Below are 19267 nucleotides of genomic sequence, written 5' to 3' on the forward strand. Positions count from 1 at the left end.
CAAAAGTAGTTTCCAGGTCTTTTTGCAGATTGCCCATCATTTCCTTGCGGGCGGTATCTTCTGTGGTGTAGGCGGCAACATCTGCTACCTGTGCCGGTTCAGGTTCCGGTTCGGCGGCGGCTATGGCTGCTGCGGTTCCGTCGCCATTGTCGGCTTTTATTTCCCGGAAGGTTTGCAGGTTATATAAGGTATAACCGGATTCCCCTGCTTTCTTCAACAGATAGCCCTGATCGTTCCTGGCGATCTTCACATAAAACTTTTGCTCAGGGCCTTCGTTCTTTGGGAATCCCACTGTTAGCGGGGTAGTACCGCTTTCTAACCGGGGCAATATGATATAACCGCGATCTGTAGAGCTCAGCAATTTGCCATTAAGCTTTACATAAAACGGTTGTCCTTTTTCACTCTGGATATATACATAATGCTGCTGATCCTGCGCCCATACATGGCCACATAAAAACAAGCATGCTAAAATGTATAATACTGTCCTGTATTTAAGCTGCATACTAAATTTGGTATAAAACTGTCCTTGTGCAAATATTATTCCAGCACTATCAGCACTTCCCCTTTTTCTACGGCGGTGCGTTCTGCTACTTTAATTTCCTTTACTACGGCATCGGTGGTTGCCTTGAAAACATTCTCCATCTTCATAGCTTCTAAAATCAATACAGGATCACCTTTGCGGATAACCTGCCCCGGCGTTACCAGTACTTTCAATACCAATCCCGGCATGGGCGCCTTGATATCATTTATTTTTTTTGTCAGCGCATCTTTAATCCCCATGGATGCCAGTAGCTGATCTATCGGTTCTTCAATCGCCACTTCATATTGCCGCTGATTGATCTGTAACACGACTGTTTTCGTATCCCTGTCTATCTTCAGTACCTGCGCCTGGTAGCTTTGCCCATCCATGATAATACTGTAATCACCGGTGGGTAGCTGGGCCGCAGACCAATCCACTTCCTGGTTATTGCAGGTAATAACTGCTCCCGGGTTAATGGTAAACGTAGACTTGTCATTCACAATTGCTTTGATCATATTGCTTGTTTATCGGCCTGTAGGCATAACAAAAATAGCATTTTTAACCACTTACCTCAATATTAGCCCATTTGTTTAAATTTGACCTTTCATAAAATCACAAGCTGATATATTTGTTTAAAACAGACTTCTACATGAATCTACACCTGAAGAAATCCTTACTGAGCATATTGATCGGAGGAATGACCGGACTGGGAATGACCACTTCCCTGATGGCGCAAACCGAACCTGCTACCCAGGAAGACCCCGCCCTTAAAATCTATCGTGCATCTGCCAGCAAGGTAAATGACCTTGTACATACCAAGCTGGATGTACGTTTCGACTATGCCAAAAGATACCTCTACGGCAAAGCATGGATTACCCTGAAACCTCACTTTTATGCTACAGACTCCCTCACACTGGATGCCAAAGGAATGGATATCAAAGAGGTGTCGGTGGTGAAAGCCGGAAAAAACAGTCCTTTAAAATACAGCTACGACAGCCTTCAACTGCACATCAGGCTGGATAAAAGTTATAGTGCTACAGAAAAATATATCATCTACATCAGTTATACCGCCAAGCCTAATGAGCTGAAAACCAAAGGTAGCGCCGCTATTTCGGATGCCAAAGGCTTATATTTTATCAATCCTGACGGTACGGAACCCAACAAACCAACCCAGATATGGACACAAGGCGAAACGGAAAGCTCCTCTGTATGGTTTCCTACCATTGATAAAACCAATCAGAAATGTACCGAAGAGATCAGCATGACCGTGGAAAAGAAATACGTGACCCTCTCCAACGGTAAACTGGTTAGCCAGAAAAACAATGCTGACGGCACCCGTACAGATACCTGGAAAATGGACCTGCCCCACTCCCCTTACCTGTTTATGATGGCCGTAGGCGATTATGCCATTGTAAAAGATACCTGGCGCGGAAAGGAAGTAAACTACTATGTAGAGAAACCATACGAAAAATATGCAAAGGCCATTTTTGGTAATACACCGGAGATGCTCACCTTTTATTCCAAAATACTGGACTATGACTATCCCTGGGTAAAATATTCTCAGATCACCGGTCGCGACTACGTATCCGGCGCAATGGAGAATACCACCGCTACCTTGCACGGAGAGTTTATGCAGAAGACCGACCGCGAACTGCTGGACAACAACAATTACAACGAAGCAGTGATTGCCCATGAGCTGTTCCATCACTGGTTTGGTGATCTGGCCACTGCTGAATCCTGGAGTAACCTCACTGTCAACGAATCATTTGCTGACTATAGCGAATACCTGTGGCTGGAACATAAATATGGTAAAGATGCGGCCGATGAACATAGCTACGATGCAGCGATATCGTATATGTCCATGGTACAATACGCCGGTGATAAGGACCTGGTACGCTTTCATTATCACGACAAGGAAGATATGTTTGACCAGGTGAGCTATCAGAAAGGTGGCCGCATCTTAAACATGTTGCGCAATTATGTAGGTGATGCTGCATTTTTCAAATCCTTGAATGTATACCTGAAAGCCAACGCCTACAAGGCTACAGAGGCGCATCACCTCAGACTGGCCTTCGAAGAGGTAACCGGTCAGGATATGAACTGGTTCTTCAACCAGTGGTATTTTGGTCAGGGCTTCCCGGAACTGGATATCAGCTACAAGTATAATGACGGCGCAAAAACGGTGACAGTCATCCTACAACAGATTCAGAAGGACACCAAAGTATGGCAATTACCCATGGCTATTGACATCTATGCCGGCGGCAAAAAAGAGCGGCATAAGATTACGATGGAGAACCGCGTGGATTCTTTCACCTACTCCTACGCTACCAAACCGGAGCTGGTAAATGTAGATGCAGACCAGGTGATATTGTCCAAGAAAGATGATCACCGCGCATTCTCTACTTACGCTTACCAATATACGCATGCACCTAATTACCTGGATCGTCGTATTGCTATTGAAGCAGCTATAGAAGCACAGGGCAATAACCCCGAAGCCGTGAAGTTGCTACAGCTGGCGCTGAAAGACAAGTATCATGGTCTGCGCACTTATACTGCCAGTTCGCTCAATCTGAAAAATACTGCGGTAAAAGAAGCTACCCTCAACACGCTGGTGGAAATGGCCAAACAGGACCCTCATGCACTGGTACGCGCAGCGGCCGTGAAACAACTGGGAGATCTGAAAGATGCACAATACACTGCTTTATTTGAAGCCGCCACCAAAGATAAATCCTATGGTGTGGAAGCTGCCGGCCTGGAAGGTTTGGCTACACTCGATGTAGAGAAAGCATATACCATTGCCAAACAACTGGAAAGTGATACCAAAGGTAAACTGGTGAGTGCTATTGCTGCAGTTTATGCCCAGAAAGGCAATCCCGCCGATATTACTTTTGTAGCTACCAAGTTTGATGAAACCAGCGGTCAGGACAAACTGAACGCGGCTTTCGACTACCTGGGCTTCTTATCTAAAATAAATAATACACCAGCTGTAGTACATGGTATTTCGCAGATAAAAGCCATGACATCACAGTTCAACAATCCACAGGTAAGTACTTATATCAGTAACTGGTTACAGGAGATCTCCCGTAAGAAATCAACGGATGCCACCCGTGTTACGGGTACAGAAAGAGATAGCCTCAATGAACAGGCTGATTTGATGCTCAAAGCATCGGAGTCCATCCACCCCAACGACCAAGATTAAACGGATTAAATGGATTACCCAGATGGGTGTAGAAGATTTAGCCAGATAAATTAGAAGATCAACAATTGTTTCTCTTTTATATACACTTTGTCTATCTATCTATCTATCTATCTATCAAATCTTCTACACCCATCTGGGTAATCCATTTAATCCGTTTAATCTTGGTCTATTCCTGGTCAATCCTGGTCAGGCTATCTGTGGCTTCATCCCACCGCCAGGGCGATTTCGCCAACCTGACACCACCAACCCAACGATGTTGCAGCGGCACATAATCGAGATAGTTTTCCTCTTTACTTAGCACTTCCCTTCCCAGGCTGGTGATACTTAACATCTGGGCTTCTTCCTGGATAACTCCCACCGCAGCCATCCTTTTAATCAGGATATCGAGCTGGAAATCACCATAGCCATAGATCTTCATGTCATTCCAAAAAAGAGTGTAGAGGTCGAACCAGCGGTACTTTCCCATCAATAACTTTTGCAGAAAATATTTTTCAATGACATTCAGCCCATCCTCCACGCTGGGGAATCTTTTCAGATGTGCGTGAATAGCTTCGGGGAGATGTTTCAGGTTTCCGGGAGGGAGCTTTCTGATTGTTTCAAGTGCCTGTGGGCTATTTAAGCAATAAGCATCCCAGGCATCTTCCGCCAGTTGCAGGTCTGCGGGTTGCAGTTGCACACGTTGTTCCAGTAATGCTTCAAAATCTTTTACGTCGGGATGGTGTGGAAGGTCAATGATACTGATGCGGGGTAATATTTTGACAGTGCTTTTCAGATAATAAAGGACGAAGAGCATATTTATCTGGCAAAAAAGATCATATTCAAACCAAAGGATCACTTCATCATAGGAGCCGGAGTGTTGTAACTTCTCCAGCTCCTGTACTACATTGGTATAATAAGTTTGTTCGTCTATTCCGAAATGAAAACCGAGATGTTTGGCACGGCTTGCAAAGAATGTGGAAGGGTCTTTTGTATACTTTACTTTTCCTACACTCATCATCTCCCTACACACTACAATATCCCCTGGCACCTTACTTTGCCGGAACAAGGTAAGGGTAGCATCTCCGTTTAACACATGCAAGTATGACATAAAATAGTTTTCAATGGTCTGTTACCAGCTACCACTGGCGCCACCGCCGCCGCCGGAGCCTCCTCCGAAACCGCCGAAGCCGCCTCCACCTCCACCACCGGACCAGCCACCGCCGCCACCGCTACCAAAGCCTCCCATTCCACCCAGCACGGGCCAGATCCAACCGCCTCTTCTGTTATAGGTAGTACCGCCTCTTCCACCGCCGCCACCGCCACCACCACGGCCTATCACCGAAACAATGATCACGATAAGCATAATGAGGAAGAAGATTCCACCGGGGCTGATCCCTGGCTTGCTTTGTCTTGGGTCTGCCTTATATTCTCCTGCTGCTGCTTTCTGAATGGCATCTACGGCGCCATCAAGTCCCTGGTAATAATGGCCTTCCCGGAAAGCCGGCTTGATGATCTGTGTGATGATCTGATTTGCTATGATATCCGGTACCGCACCTTCCATGCCGGAACCGGTTTCGATCCTGATCTTCCTGTCTTCAATTGAAACAAGGATTAGTATACCATTGTTCTTGCCTTTGGTACCTATTCCCCAATCGCGTAAAATTTTTATGGCTACCTGGCTGATATCGTAGTCCCCTACTGATTTCAGGGTAACGATCGCTATTTGCGAAGAAGTAGAGTCGTAATAGGCGACCAGCTTTTGTTCCAGTGCATCATCCTCGCCTTTCAGCAATACACCGGCATAGTCGTTTACTAATGTTGGAGGATTGGGCCTGGGCGGAATTTGCTGTGCGTTTGCCAACAAACCTGCCATCAACAATAATCCCGGTAAGAACCAGCGTAATATCCTCATTTTAAATAAGCTAAAAATCGTTTTAAAAAGAGTGGCCTTTAATTGCCGAAGACGATATCATCCGACAGTTCATTGTTATCGCCGGTTTCATGCGGGAAATGTGTGCGGAGCGACTCTCCTATTTCCTTGATACATGCTTCGATACCATCAATGATCCGATTGCTCTGGAAGTGGCTTCTCAACAACGCCGCTTCGTCCTGCCAGAAATCATCGCCCACCTTGTCATGAATACCCTGGTCGCCCAGGATGGCAAACTGGTGGTCTTTAAGGGCCACATACACCAATACCCCATTGCGTTGCTTCGTTCTCTCCATTCCCAATGAAAGAAAAGCTTCTTTTGCCCTGTCCAATGGATCTACATAACTGCAATGGTTTTCAACAAACAACCTGATTTCACCCGAAGTAAGCCGTTCTGCTATACGTATAGCCTGCACCAACCTATTCTTCTCCGCTTCGGAAAAAATCTCTTTTCGTTTAAAAGGAAAAATGCGCATAACGTAATATTTATGGATTTACGATTTTTTGATTTATGAATTCAGAGATATGAAATGCAGCGGAGATCAGCATATATCTCCGCTTATCTCTTCGCTGCATTTCATATCTCTGAATTCATAAATCAAAAAATCGTAAATCTCTTTCTTCTGTTCCGGGTTAGTTAAAGATTTAGAACTTTACTTCCGGGGCTTTTTCGGAACCAGCTTCTGCTTCGAAATATGCTTTCTGTTTGAAACCAGAGATACCGGCAATAATATTATTCGGGAAGGTACGTACGGTACTGTTGTACCCTCTTACTGCGCCGTTAAAGTCGTTACGTGCCTGGTTGATCCTGTTTTCAGTGCCTTCCAGTTGTACCTGCAGGTTCTGGAAGTTGGCATTTGCTTTCAGATCAGGATAATTCTCAGATACCGCCAGTAAACGGCCCAGTGCCTGGCTCAGTTGACCCTGTGCAGCCTGGAATTGCTGGAGTTTTTCTGGTGTAAGATCATCGGCATTTACCTTGATCTGTGTTGCGCTGGCGCGGGCTTCCATTACTTTGGTCAGGGTTTCTGTTTCAAAGTTGGCGGCACCTTTAACTGTGCTAACCAGGTTCGGGATCAGGTCGGTCCGGCGTTGGTAGGAACTTTGTACTACTCCCCACTGGTTTTTCACATTTTCATCCTGTTTCACTAATCCATTGTACTTGTTACAACCGAACATGCCTAATAATACGACAACGATAATTACAATGATGCCTGTTTTCATCTGAGTTTTAATTTAAGTTTTAAGTGCCGGCAATGGTGCAAAACCTGTTCCTGTTTTGACGTCTTCCGGTATAAGTCGCTATTTTAACGGTAAACGCTCCCAAAAAAACGGTAAACGTCCCCTTTTCATAACTCCACGAAAATATGGAAACTATGGCAGTAAATAGCTATTGCTTACGGAAACGATGAATTTAAAAAAAAGTTCATTCATCCTAGAAAAAATCGTTCTAAAGCACTATGTTTATATGTACCTTTACTGTGCATTTTATCGTGATAGTATTTCTATAAAACTTTTATTTGTGACTGGAGGAGATTGGTATCAAACCTTTATCAGGGATTACATTGTTTCTAACTCATTTATTATTACTAACTTGGAACTAAGTCTTCTTAAATGAGTGCTCAACACATCCATATACTCTATATTGATGATGAAATACATAATCTGAACGCCTTTAAGGCTTCTTTCAGGAGACTTTACAATGTAGTTACCGCTACATCCGCTGAAGAAGCGGAGAAGTTACTGGAACAACAGGAGTTTCATATCATCATCTCGGACCAGCGCATGCCAAAAATGACAGGCATAGAGTTTTTTGAATCTATCCTGGAAAAATACCCCGAACCCATCCGCATGCTACTCACCGGCTACGCCGATATTAACGCCGTCGTAGATGCCATCAACAAAGGCCAGGTATATAAATACTTCTCCAAACCCTGGAACGAGGAAGAACTCAAACATAATATAGATAAAGCGTTTGAAGTATACTCCCTCCGGAAAGAAAACAAAGAACTTACCGCTAAACTACTGGATGTCAACGAGAAACTGGAGTTTCTTGTGAGACAGAAGCTGATTTCATAAATATTTACGGATTTCTTGATTTACGAATTTAGAGATTTAAAATGCAGCGAAGATTGTCATATATAAGACTGTCTTCGCTGCGTTTTTTTTTAATTCCTAAATCCGTAAATCAAGAAATCCGTAAATGTTAATTTAACTTGCACCACATTGTGAACTTAATTTCCTGAATTATGCAAGTTTGGAAAGATTACCAGGCTAAACACCAAGACAGATTCCTGGACGAATTGCTGACATTGTTACGTATTCCTTCTGTGAGTGCGGATTCCAGTCATAACGGAGATACACAACAGTGTGCAGAAGCGGTTAAACAGCGCCTCGTGGAAGCCGGTGCAGAAAAGGTAGAAGTATGCCCCACCGCAGGACATCCGATCGTTTACGGAGAAAAGATAATAGATCCTTCCTTACCCACGGTACTGGTATACGGCCACTACGATGTACAGCCGGCAGACCCGCTGGAGCTGTGGAACAGCGGCCCCTTTGAACCCGTTATCAAAGACGGGAACATTTATGCCCGTGGCAGTGCAGACGACAAAGGCCAGTTTTACATGCATGTAAAGGCTTTTGAAGTGATGAACAAAACCAATACGATTCCCTGCAACATCAAATTTATGATTGAAGGGGAAGAAGAAGTGGGTTCGGCTAACCTGGGCATCTTCCTGAAAGAAAACAAGGAACGCCTGAAAGCAGACGTAGTACTCATTTCAGATACCTCCATGATCAGCCTGGAAAACCCTTCCATCGATACCGGCCTCCGTGGCCTGTCGTACATGGAAGTGGAAGTAACCGGCCCTAACCGCGACCTGCACAGTGGTGTGTACGGCGGCGCAGTGGCTAACCCGGCTACCATCCTGGCTAAAATGATCGCTTCCCTCCATGATGATAACAACCATGTGACCATCCCAGGCTTCTACGACCAGGTACAAGACCTGACCACGGAAGAAAGAACCGCACTCAACGCCGCTCCTTTCGACGAAGAAGCGTATAAGAAAGACCTCGGCGTAGCCGAATTGTGGGGAGAAAAAGGATACAGCACCATCGAAAGAACCGGCATCCGTCCTACCCTGGAGGTAAACGGCATCTGGGGCGGTTATACCGGCGAAGGTTCCAAAACGGTATTGCCTTCCAAAGCATCCGCCAAAATTTCCATGCGCCTGGTTCCTAACCAGGACTGGAATGAAGTGTCCGACCTGTTTACCAAACACTTTACCGCCATCGCACCTAAGAGCGTACAGGTAAAAGTGACGAAGCATCATGGTGGCAGTCCTTATGTAACGCCGATAGATTCTGTTGCATTCAAAGCTGCGCACAAAGCCATCAATACCACTTTCGGTAAAGAACCGATTCCTGTTCGCGGCGGCGGTAGCATTCCTATCGTAGCACTGTTTGAAAAGGAACTGGGCCTGAAAACAGTATTGATGGGCTTTGGTCTGGACAGCGATAACCTGCACTCACCAAATGAGAAGTACGGTTTAGCCAACTATTTCAAAGGCATTGAAACCATTCCTTATTTCCACCAGTTTTTTGCGGAAATGAGTAAATAAAAAGTTGTTGGCTGTTAGTTCTTATCCTTTACCCATCGCGGTTATGGGCCAAGAACTAACAGCTGATCTCTAAAAGCTCAACTATGAGTAATACTGAAAAAGTACGTGTAGATAAATATCTCTGGTCCATCCGGATATTCAAAACCCGCAGCCAGGCTTCCGATGCCTGCGATGGTGGTAAAGTGAAACTGAATGGCTCTTCTGTAAAAGCCGCCAAACCCGTATCTGTAGGCGATAAATTCGAAATAAAGCATGAATCCCGTAAATGGGTGATCGAAGTAACAGGGCTGTTATCCAACCGGGTAGCCTATCCTGAAGCCATCAAATACTACATAGATAACACCCCGGAAGAAGATAAACTGGCGCCCGCCTTTACTGCATCTGTATTCCAGACAGGTAAACGGCAAAGCAAGATTGGACGTCCTACCAAGAAAGACAGACGGAATATTGAAGGGTTTATGGAGGGAGAAGAAGAATAGGGAAAGAGAGTCATAAAGACCACTGCTCAGACAATTAATAAGAATCACCTGGTAGTGATTCAGTTGCCACGGATATTACTTCCCAGCGATCAGTTTTTCAATGTCATCCAAATCCTTATGGCGCCCAGCAGCCTTTTTGGCTTGTATGAGGCTGTTCAGGTGCAGGTATCTGACTTTCAAATTATCGTCTTCAAATATTTGAGAGATGCTGTAAGCCTCTTTGAAATCTACGCCTTTCAATTTTGTCAAAATATCTATTCCTACGGGTGATCTGCCAAACGAAAAGACATCTGCCTCCTCTGTATTTAAAAATTTATCTTCGGTCATATCAAAAAGAGGGAGACCAAATTCTGCAAAAGCCCTGGTAAGTTTTAAATAATTATCCTTTGTGCTATTTACCCATACATCCATATCTCCGGTTGCTCTCCTGTAACCATGTAGGATAACAGCGTAGCCTCCGACCAGTATATAATCTACCCCCTGATTATTTAAAGCGCGGATAAAATCTCTAAAATCCTCATTAAATATGGATCCCATTACACTACTTATTTAGTTTTTTATATGAAAAAACCGTCTTATCCATCCTCGGTGGGTTATTTACATCAAAGCCATACGCTTTGGATATAAGATAATACGCCTGCCGCAAACGCTCCCTTAAAGGTAAACTGAGATCCACATTGTCCGCATCAGATTCGGCAAATGTCTTGATTTTAAAGGCAGTTCTGTCAAACCGGTATGAATCCATTCACTTACAAATTTGATAATTGGTAATAAAGATACCATATCAATACTAAATACCCTCCTGTTTTGACTTCCGAACCCCAACCTTTGACCTCCGAACTCAAAGTTTTGACCTTTAAGGTCAACGCTCCTGGCTCAAAGGTCAAAATCACCTGCTCAAAATATCGAAGTGGTATTTTTTGGGAAGGAGTTTTGACCCCGGAGGTCAAAACTTGAGGTTCAGAGGTCAAAACTTCCATGTTTTAGGTCAAACCACGAGGCTTTGAGGTCAAAAAAGGGAGTTCTGGTGTCAAAAAAGGGGAAATTGGGTATAATTCGGCTTCCTGTAGGCATACCATTTATGTCCCTGATGCTTTTTTCTACAAAATCTCACTTTTGCGTAGTAATTTTGCGTTCTCATTCATAAATCAAGGATAGATCAATGCCTAAACAAAGCGACGTACTTGCGACCGATTTCCTGGTGAAAATAGCGGAAGAATTTGGTACCCCGGTATACATATACCATGCGGAAAAGATTAAAACTCAATATGATAAGCTCCAAAAAGCCTTTCATAAGTCTGATACACGCTTTTTCTACGCCTGTAAGGCATTGACCAATATCAATATCCTGAAGTACATCAATTCCATTGGTTGCGGACTGGATACGGTATCTATACAAGAAGTACAGCTGGGGCTTAAAGCGGGTTTTGATCCTAAAAACATCATCTTCACGCCTAACTGTGTGGACTTGCAGGAAATTATTGCTGCCAAAGACCTCGGTGTGATCATCAATATCGATAACCTCTCCATCCTGGAGCAATTCGGACATAAATTCGGCGGTAGTTACCCCATCTGTATCCGACTGAATCCGCATATCATGGCGGGTGGAAACTTCAAGATCTCCACCGGGCATATTGATAGCAAATTCGGGATCTCTATTCACCAGATGCGCCATATCGAGCGGATTGTGAAGTCTACCAAGCTGAAAGTAACCGGCCTGCACATGCATACCGGCTCTGAAATCAAGGACGTGGATGTATTTCTGCGCGGTGTAGAGATTATGTTTGAAATGGTACAACATTTCCCCGACCTGGAATCTATTGACCTGGGCAGCGGCTTCAAAGTGGCCTACCAGCCAGGCGATCCGGAAACAGATATCGACCTGCTCGGCAAAAAGCTGACTGAATCATTTAATAATTTTGCTAAAACATACGAGCGTCCGCTACAACTCTGGTTTGAACCAGGAAAATACCTGGTAAGCCAATGCGGCTACTTTGTAGTGAAAGCAAACGTGATCAAACAAACAACTGCCAACGTATTCGTAGGCGTCAACTCAGGCTTCAATCACCTGATCAGACCTATGTTTTACGATGCTTTCCACCTGATCCGCAACATTTCCAACCCTAAAGGCACAGAACGCATCTATACCGTGGTTGGTAATATCTGCGAAACAGATACTTTTGGCTGGGATAGAAAATTGCATGAAGTAAGAGAAGGCGATTACCTGGTATTTTATAATGCCGGCGCCTACGGATTTGAAATGGCCTCCAACTTCAACTCCCGCCTGAAACCAGCGGAAGTACTGATAAAAGACGGTAAGCCACACCTTATCCGTAAACGCGATACACTGGATGATCTGCTGAGAAACCAGATCGAACTCCAATAAAATGTTGGGATTTTTTTATTTTCTTATTTAGGTATTTAGTTCGGTGAGCATACCTTCCATTGAAACAAAATATCTAAATAAGAAAATAAAAAAATCCTAAAATTTAAAATATCTGTCCGACCTTTACGTCTGCGTAACTATCCCGCCCCCCGTTACTCCTGCACTGTTTTTACTGTAAATTGTAATACGATTTCTTTTTTTGATTTTTCCGGTAGATAGATCGACCGGGAATGAAATCAAAAGATTCGAAAATCAGTAAATTCGACATTGATTATGAAGGTTTTAACTGCGCACCCCGGTGTATTTAACGACGAAAAGTTAATAGAGTCAAATATCTCATTTGTTCCCTTCCTCCGTTTTTTAAAGGAAAAGGTGCAGAATGATCTTGACCCGCGTTCGTCTTTCTATAAACTCATTATTCAGAAATTTGAGAGCAATCCTGAAACGCTCCTCCCGATATCCCGTCATGCTGACCTTACCCGGTTCAAGGACTACCTGGATCTGCTGACGGCCGCTATCTTCCCCATTACCACAGATTCCAGCAGGGATATTTATGGTATCGGTGTTCCTTTCAACTTTGCCATCTTTTATTATTCTGATCTGTTTAAAAAACTTTTTACAGAAGATGGTACTCAACTCTCAGCTGTTCCTTATGGGATTTCGGCTTCCAAAGTAAAAAAGGACAAGCTCACCTGGTTGTACAAACTGATCCTGGACAGGATCTATCATTTCCCGGTAAACTATCAGAACGATATTATTCACACCCTGGAAACACCGGAAGGTGGCAAAAGGTATGTGAAAGTAAATGTAGATCCCAGGTTTGTAGATGTGAAAGTGAAAGGAGAAATACCACAACTGGATTATAACAGTTTCTGCTCTTACCAGATGTCGCCGGAATCCATACAGGAATTAATACCTCCTTCCATGTTCAGCCTGGAAGGCTTTGTTATATGGACCGTAGAAGACGTTACGCAAACAGAAATCATTAATAATATCAAGAGCCTGGTGATGAATATGCGCTCCAGTAATGAACTGGAGAGCTATCGCACCCTGGAGAAAATGATCCCTACCATCCTGGGGATTCCGGATATCACCGCACACCTCGTTCCCTTTCCCAAAGTGAACGGTAAAAATGTGCTGGAAGAACAGTTTACCAATATCGACCCTATTTTAGGTATCGGCAATAAAAAACAACAGCAACACTTCTTCCAGATGATGCTGGAACATGTGGAACGTCAGCCCATCCCGCTGATCATCCCGGATGTAAATGATGCCAGTATTGCGCAACATGGATTCCTGAAATTTCTCCCTATAAAAAATATCAAAAGCTTTGTCCTCTTCCCCATTACCCACAAAAAGGAAATACTGGGGGTATTGGAACTGGCCTCTTCCACAGCAAATGCGCTATCATCCGACCCACTGTGGAAGCTGGAAAACACGTATTCCCTGTTGGGACTGATGCTGAACCGCAGCATGAGCATCCTCGACAACCGCCTGAATGAAGTGATCAGGGATCAGTTTACCGCACTGCAATCTGCGGTGGAATGGAAGTTTACCGATGCCGCCTGGAATTATCTGCTAACGCCGCCGGAAGAAAGAAAAGATATAGAGAACATCAGTTTTGAAGAAGTATATCCGCTGTATGGCGCCATAGATATCCGTAATTCATCCGTACAGCAAGGCAATGCCATCCGGGAAGATTTACAGGAACAACTGGAGCTTATCCGCGACACGCTCAAAACAATCAGTGAGGAAATACATCTGCCACTGCTGGAAGAGCTGCAATTTAAAACAGAAGATATGCTCAATAACCTGAGCCATAATCTTCAGGCGGGTGAAGACCTGAAAGTAAATGAATTCATGGACCAGGAAATACAACCGATACTGGAACATTTATGTGAAGGCAGCGAATCACTGAAACCCGTATTAGAACATTACTTTGAGCGGATGGATAAAGCGGAAGGACATGTATTCCATCACCGGAGAGAATATGAAGAGAGCCTGGCTACCATCAATGATGCTATCAGTCAGTACCTCGAAAAAGAACGGGGTTATATCCAGCGGTCATTCCCTTGTTACTTTGAAAAGTACCGCACCGATGGAGTGGAATACACTATTTATATAGGTCAATCTATTGCGCAGACAAAGAAGTTTGATCATCTCTATCTCCGTAACCTTCGCCTGTGGCAGCTTTCCACTATGGCTAATATTGCAAGGCTCACACATAAATTAGGACCGCAATTAAAGATCCCATTGCAAACCACGCAGATGATCCTTATGCACAGCGCACCTATTACCATCAGCTTCCGCAGTGATGAACGCAGGTTTGATGTGGAAGGCGCGTATAATGTGCGCTATGAAATCATTAAGAAACGGATTGATAAAGTACATGTAATCGGTACCGGAGAAAGATTAACACAACCCGGCACCATCGCCATGGTATACTCCTATCCCCGCGAAATGGAAGAATTTAAAAAATATATTTCCTTCCTGCAAAGTAAAAACGTCCTGCTTCCTGATGTTGAAATGCTTGACCTGGAAGAGTTACAGGGCGTAAGCGGATTAAAGGCATTACGCGTGACAGTGAACCTGGAAGGATAAATAATGTTAGAATTTGAATCCCAGCGTTACATAGGGAACCGTTTCTTCTTTGGAATGTCCTACCACGGCAGTAATAATAAGTGCATTGATAGGCGCCAGGTATACACCGCCGCCATAGCCATCATGCCATACGTGCGATGTTTCATTATCCTGCCATACACGTCCTATATCGTTGAAGGCAAGTAGTCCGATGGTTGCCGGCAGTAAGTATGTTTTCAGCTCAAATAATTTTACGCGTATTTCTGTATTGTTGTACACGCCGGCACCACCTGCAAAGCGGTAATTACGGTAACCGCGCAGGTTCTGTGTACCGCCTATGGTAACGGCCTGGAAGTATTCATAATCACCCCAGATCTTGCTGCCACCCAAACGGCTCACGATAACAAAATTAGCAGGGATACGGAAACTCATGTAGAGGCTCAGGTCTGATTGCAGCTGCATGTAATTGCGGCTGTTATCATTCAATCCTTTATTGCCTGTAAAAGATGTTGCCCACAGGATGCCACGGGTAGGAATGATCTTGTTATTACGTGTATCTATTTGTGCTACTACCTTGGCGCCTGCATAAGATTTATTACCGTAGATGCTCGCAGAATCCAGTTTATTATCCTGGAAACGGGTGATATAACGGCCATGATTTTCATCTTTATTAAAAGCGTAATTATTAATAGCCGGGCCATAGGATATACTGAGATGATCACCGAAACTTGTTCTCAGCAAAGCTTCTGCGGTGTATAAGTTAAAACGTGCGCGGTAGTAAGAAATATTCTTTCCCCCACTTTTATCAAATACGGTTTCATTGCCGTAACCAAAAAAGTTGATGGTATTATTCGGCGCCTTCGCTCTTGCAAATAACAACAGATCTGATTTACCGATAACATCCGTCAACTCTCCTTCATAGCGGAAGTTCCAGGCCCTTGTAGCCAGTGCATGCGTAGCGGTGAACAGGTGTTTGGCAGAAAAAGGTTCTTTCCGGAAACCGTGGCGGATGAGTTGTAATCCCACTCCCAGCAACAAACCGTCATCCCGGTTATAGCCACCAGCCAGCATGGGAAATGTTTTATTAAACTGGAAGGCGCTGCGGTTGTAACGGATATTTTCCGGATCATTGGATAAGCGGCGTTGTTCATTGCTGCTTAATGCAAAGGAATCCTTTCCATTTTTCTGATCGTATACGCGTATCCGTTTACCCGCCTTTACGGTGGTACTGTCTATATAAGTATCCGCATCACTGCCGCCTATCAGGCGGATGCGAATGGGTGTGCCGTGATCTCCCCTGATTTCAAAACGGTCATTGCCACCCAGTCCGTATACATTCACTTCTTTGGTAACCTGGGGATCGAAGGTGCGGGAATAGGTGTTCTGCTGTATGGCACCCTTTTTACTGATCTTGAAGATATTCAGCGCAACAGCGCCGCCAGCCTGTTTGTCAACAGTAATGAGTTCATTCTTTTGCGTAGCCGGAACGTCCACACCTTTCGCCAGGAAACGGTAGTATTTCAGCATATTCTTTTCCAGGATGTTTCTGCGTACGTCCAGGCGATGTAACATCATGGGGCCTACGAGTGATTGCACGGTATCCGGGAAAGCAGCTACCGCAGCGGCGATAACGCTGTCGGTCATCTTACTTAAGAATTTATCTGTTTGTTTCTTCCAGTCTTTTTCTTCCAGCTCATTGAGGAAGGAACGATCAAAGTAGCGGGTACTGAAGTTGAAGTTGTTGATGTCCGGAATATAATCCCGGAAGCCTTGTACAGCAGGCATCAGCCAGGGCTTGGAAGCCAGGCGGGGAATAAAGCCTTCATTCACAAAAAACGCCTGATCGCGGTCGCGGGGAACGGGGTAATAGATCTCCCGCGTTTTGTGTAGTTCCCGGTACCAGCGCCATTGATCATCATGACGGTCAAAGTCCATGATATAGGTATCCAGGATGCGCGCACGCAATACTGATTTCTGGTCTACCGTGGCATCATTATCTCCCCATATCTTCTCTAATACTTTTGGTGTGTTATACGTTTTATCTTTATCACCTGTCATCGGCTCTCTTTCTTCAAACAGGTATACATCATTACCAAAGTCTTTGGCGTAGATGCCCAGGGCCGAATCCGCAGGGAGGTATACAAAAGACGGATTGGTATGCGGCACACCGGCAGCTTCCGCCAATACACTTACAGCCAGCGGTGCGTAGGGGTTGGCAGCAGAGATCTGATCCTGCACTACTTCCTTCGCAATTGTTTCCCGCAATAGTTCAGGAATAGCTGCCAGCGGGAATTTTTTCAGGGAGCGCATTGCATATTCCTTTCCGGTGCTGTCTGCCAGCCGGAGAGAGCGCGTTTGCTGACCACCGCCGCGTTTTAAAATTGTCAATCCGCCCTTTTCTGTTTTCAGGTTTATCACCGGAAATTTAAGGGGCGTGTTCCATACTTTGCGGTAGTTCTCTCCTAAAAGAAAGCGGTGGAAGTTATTGATCCGGCTGTATTGTGAATCCGCCTTCATGGTCACATAGGGCGGTAACGCTTCCGGTTGGGTATAAACAAATCCTTGTTGTGATAACTCCTGCATCCGTAGCAGGTTATTGCTGAATACCGGTGTAGCTAAATTGTCGGCCAGGAAATACTGCACGCGTACGGTGCTGTCGGCCAGCATTTCCAGTACACTGAAACCATTTTCAGAAGTGGCAAACAACGACTTCTTTCCTTTCTTCACGCGGTTATTTTTAGCACCGCTGCCGCTTACTACATAGTTGTTCTGCTGATCCTTTATCAGCTGCAAGGTATGATCATGTCCGGACACGAATACCACCGGGCCATGTGGTTTCAGCGCGTCTTCCACGCCTTTCACCATTTGCTGGTATTTTGGATGGGGAAGATCTTCGGGTGTTCCAAATACGCCGCGGGCGATGGGATAGATAGAGCCTATTACCGGCAAAGGCACATACAATGAGGGCCGCAGGTCGGTAAGCGGGAAAATATGTTGCTTGATCGTATAGTATCCACCATGAATGCCGTAGCTGCGGAAAGGGTGATGGGTAGCAAAAATGATCAGCTTATTCCGATTCATGGCTACTATTTCCGACAACCTGGCCAATACATCATCCTTATCTTTACAATCGCAATCAGATTCCATTCCCGGTTTATCATAAGGGAACACCCACCATTCGCTGTCCATCACAATTAAAGTAATGTTATCCGCCAGCTTCACTTCCACGGGGCCGGGGCAGCCACCTTTCGGCAGAAACTCCACATTACCGAGGTGCAGGGAATCTACATAGCGTTGCTGGTTGCGGATCACCTGCCAGCCATTGGGCTTACTTTTATTCCAGTCGTGATTACCGGGAATGATGATCCCTCTTGTGTTGGTACCGCGCACCAGGTTGATCTGGTAGTCCAGGATTTCTTTGGCGGTGGGATACCTGCTGCTGGAAGAATCGGGTAACCCCAGTGGGTATACGTTATCTCCCAGGAACAACACGGTGTTCCTGTCATCCTGTAAATCATATGCTTTGCGTACTGCATCTACTACTGAATTGTGTCCGTTGCTGTGCAACTCGCCGGCATCACCGATAAGGATAATACGTTTCACTACTGCGGGCGCCTGTGCAAAGATGCTGTTGCAGATGCATAATAATACCGCTATACAAAGAAGTTTCCGGTTGATCATTTGTGCTTATAAGTGAATTTAAGAATATGGGCAAGACCATCATAATCACCTTCATTAGAAATATACATATCCCCGTTACGATGAAAGGCAAGTCCTTCCGGTTGTGGAAATAGCCGGTGTTTCAGGTTATAGGCTTCCTGTATATGCCCTTCCAGGTCTGCAATAACCAGTAACCTGTTTACAGATGCAATGATATATAAACGCTTTTCAACAGGATGTATCGCTGCCGCTGACGGCTTAAAAAAACGCATATCAGTTCCTGCCAGGTTTGCTATCTCTTTATTATTAAAATGATATAAAGAAGCCGTGTCAAATGTTTTGGTAGCCAGATCAAAACGGTAAGCACTGGTAATACCCTGTTCCTTATCATCTTTACAGTTCTTACATATCAGGACAATACTATTTCTCAAACTATCGTAATAAGTAGTTTCAAATTCACGCTTCCCCTTTTTCGGGAATTTAAAATGAGTGCTGGAAACACTGTCGGTAAACAAGCCATCCACCTGGTACAGAGAGCCATTGCTCTTTAGCACAAACCAGCCACTATCTGTACGACAGATATCTTCATAATCTCCGTTCTTGCCAAACTTATAGGAAGGATAAGGACCGGTGGCAGCTACATCTATCTTATATACCCTTCCTTCTTCGTCATTGATAGCAATAATATTATGTTCATCAGGATTCAGTACAATACCGGAAATCTCCTGCATAGATTCCCTTACGCGGAAACGTACCGGTTCCTTCAGGTTGTAACCTGAAGGAGATGAATAAAGCTTCTGTTCTCTATCGCTGTTGCACGACAGGAACAATAATCCAAATAACAGTAGCGTTCGTACCTTCATACAGCGGCTTTATGCCATAAATTTAAATCAAAAATGCAGTAACTTAGTTTG

16 protein-coding genes (1 of these 16 only partly in view) are annotated in these 19267 nt (G+C 44.6%); 6 read left to right on the forward strand and 10 right to left on the reverse strand.

Features of this window, described 5'->3' with window-relative positions; genetic code table 11:
- Together ABQ275_RS20820 and ABQ275_RS20825 are read right to left on the reverse strand one after the other, a co-directional pair.
- Positions 1-460, reverse strand: partial view of a DUF4476 domain-containing protein gene (locus tag ABQ275_RS20820; RefSeq protein WP_349315063.1) — the 5' portion only. Its footprint begins 1028 nt before the window's first position; 460 of the gene's 1488 nt are visible here — the first part of the coding sequence; it begins with the start codon at positions 458-460; the stop codon falls past the left edge of the window.
- Positions 461-537: 77 nt separating this feature from the next.
- A complete protein-coding gene (locus ABQ275_RS20825; RefSeq protein WP_349315064.1) occupies positions 538-1035 on the reverse strand; it encodes a biotin/lipoyl-containing protein in 498 nt (165 codons plus the stop codon).
- Between the two features lie 134 nt (positions 1036-1169).
- On the opposite strand from ABQ275_RS20825, the gene ABQ275_RS20830 reads away from it, so the two are divergent.
- On the forward strand, positions 1170-3719 hold the full coding sequence (locus ABQ275_RS20830; RefSeq protein WP_349315065.1) for a M1 family metallopeptidase: 2550 nt from the start codon (positions 1170-1172) through the stop codon (positions 3717-3719).
- A 166-nt stretch (positions 3720-3885) separates the two neighbouring features.
- On the opposite strand, the gene ABQ275_RS20835 is transcribed toward ABQ275_RS20830, so the two are convergent.
- The 4 genes from ABQ275_RS20835 to ABQ275_RS20850 form a co-directional block, all read right to left on the reverse strand.
- Positions 3886-4806, reverse strand: a complete 921-nt coding sequence (locus ABQ275_RS20835) for a DUF1835 domain-containing protein (RefSeq protein ID WP_349315066.1) — start codon at positions 4804-4806, stop codon at positions 3886-3888.
- A gap of 21 nt (positions 4807-4827) precedes the next feature.
- Entirely contained in the window at positions 4828-5610 is a 783-nt protein-coding gene (locus ABQ275_RS20840) for a TPM domain-containing protein (RefSeq protein ID WP_349315067.1), read from the reverse strand.
- Between the two features lie 38 nt (positions 5611-5648).
- Positions 5649-6104 carry a TPM domain-containing protein gene (locus ABQ275_RS20845; RefSeq protein ID WP_349315068.1) on the reverse strand — a complete coding sequence of 152 codons (456 nt, stop codon included), beginning with the start codon at positions 6102-6104 and terminating at the stop codon, positions 5649-5651.
- Positions 6105-6273: 169 nt separating this feature from the next.
- On the reverse strand, positions 6274-6852 hold the full coding sequence (locus ABQ275_RS20850; RefSeq protein ID WP_349315069.1) for a LemA family protein: 579 nt from the start codon (positions 6850-6852) through the stop codon (positions 6274-6276).
- 390 nt (positions 6853-7242) lie between these two features.
- Here ABQ275_RS20850 and ABQ275_RS20855 point away from each other — a divergent pair, with 390 nt between their 5' ends.
- The 3 genes from ABQ275_RS20855 (at position 7243) to ABQ275_RS20865 (ending at position 9727) form a co-directional block, all read left to right on the forward strand.
- The gene (locus tag ABQ275_RS20855; protein WP_349315070.1) at positions 7243-7707 is read left to right on the forward strand and encodes a response regulator; all 465 of its coding nucleotides are present in this window, start codon (positions 7243-7245) and stop codon (positions 7705-7707) included.
- 170 nt (positions 7708-7877) lie between these two features.
- Positions 7878-9248: a dipeptidase gene (locus ABQ275_RS20860; protein WP_349315071.1), complete on the forward strand. Its 1371-nt coding sequence runs from the start codon at positions 7878-7880 to the stop codon at positions 9246-9248.
- A gap of 83 nt (positions 9249-9331) precedes the next feature.
- Complete coding sequence (locus tag ABQ275_RS20865) at positions 9332-9727, forward strand: RNA-binding S4 domain-containing protein (RefSeq protein WP_349315072.1); 396 nt, start codon at positions 9332-9334, stop codon at positions 9725-9727.
- Between the two features lie 75 nt (positions 9728-9802).
- Here the strand turns inward: ABQ275_RS20865 and ABQ275_RS20870 are convergent, their stop codons facing one another.
- Both ABQ275_RS20870 and ABQ275_RS20875 read right to left on the reverse strand, forming a co-directional pair.
- Positions 9803-10264: a DUF6036 family nucleotidyltransferase gene (locus ABQ275_RS20870; RefSeq protein ID WP_349315073.1), complete on the reverse strand. Its 462-nt coding sequence runs from the start codon at positions 10262-10264 to the stop codon at positions 9803-9805.
- 212 nt (positions 10265-10476) lie between these two features.
- Positions 10477-10707: a hypothetical protein gene (locus ABQ275_RS20875; protein WP_349315074.1), complete on the reverse strand. Its 231-nt coding sequence runs from the start codon at positions 10705-10707 to the stop codon at positions 10477-10479.
- 182 nt (positions 10708-10889) lie between these two features.
- Here ABQ275_RS20875 and lysA point away from each other — a divergent pair, with 182 nt between their 5' ends.
- Together lysA and ABQ275_RS20885 are read left to right on the forward strand one after the other, a co-directional pair.
- Positions 10890-12113, forward strand: a complete 1224-nt coding sequence (gene lysA, locus ABQ275_RS20880) for a diaminopimelate decarboxylase (protein WP_349315075.1) — start codon at positions 10890-10892, stop codon at positions 12111-12113.
- A gap of 273 nt (positions 12114-12386) precedes the next feature.
- Complete coding sequence (locus tag ABQ275_RS20885; RefSeq protein WP_349315076.1) at positions 12387-14714, forward strand: hypothetical protein; 2328 nt, start codon at positions 12387-12389, stop codon at positions 14712-14714.
- Positions 14715-14720: 6 nt separating this feature from the next.
- Here the strand turns inward: ABQ275_RS20885 and ABQ275_RS20890 are convergent, their stop codons facing one another.
- Positions 14721-18374: a BamA/TamA family outer membrane protein gene (locus ABQ275_RS20890; protein WP_349315077.1), complete on the reverse strand. Its 3654-nt coding sequence runs from the start codon at positions 18372-18374 to the stop codon at positions 14721-14723.
- Positions 18371-19216: an SdiA-regulated domain-containing protein gene (locus tag ABQ275_RS20895; RefSeq protein ID WP_349315078.1), complete on the reverse strand. Its 846-nt coding sequence runs from the start codon at positions 19214-19216 to the stop codon at positions 18371-18373. Before ABQ275_RS20895 ends, ABQ275_RS20890 begins: the two co-directional genes overlap by 4 nt.
- Positions 19217-19267: the final 51 nt, after the last annotated feature.

It is taken from the genome of Chitinophaga sp. MM2321, assembly GCF_964033635.1.
Lineage (GTDB): Bacteria > Bacteroidota > Bacteroidia > Chitinophagales > Chitinophagaceae > Chitinophaga.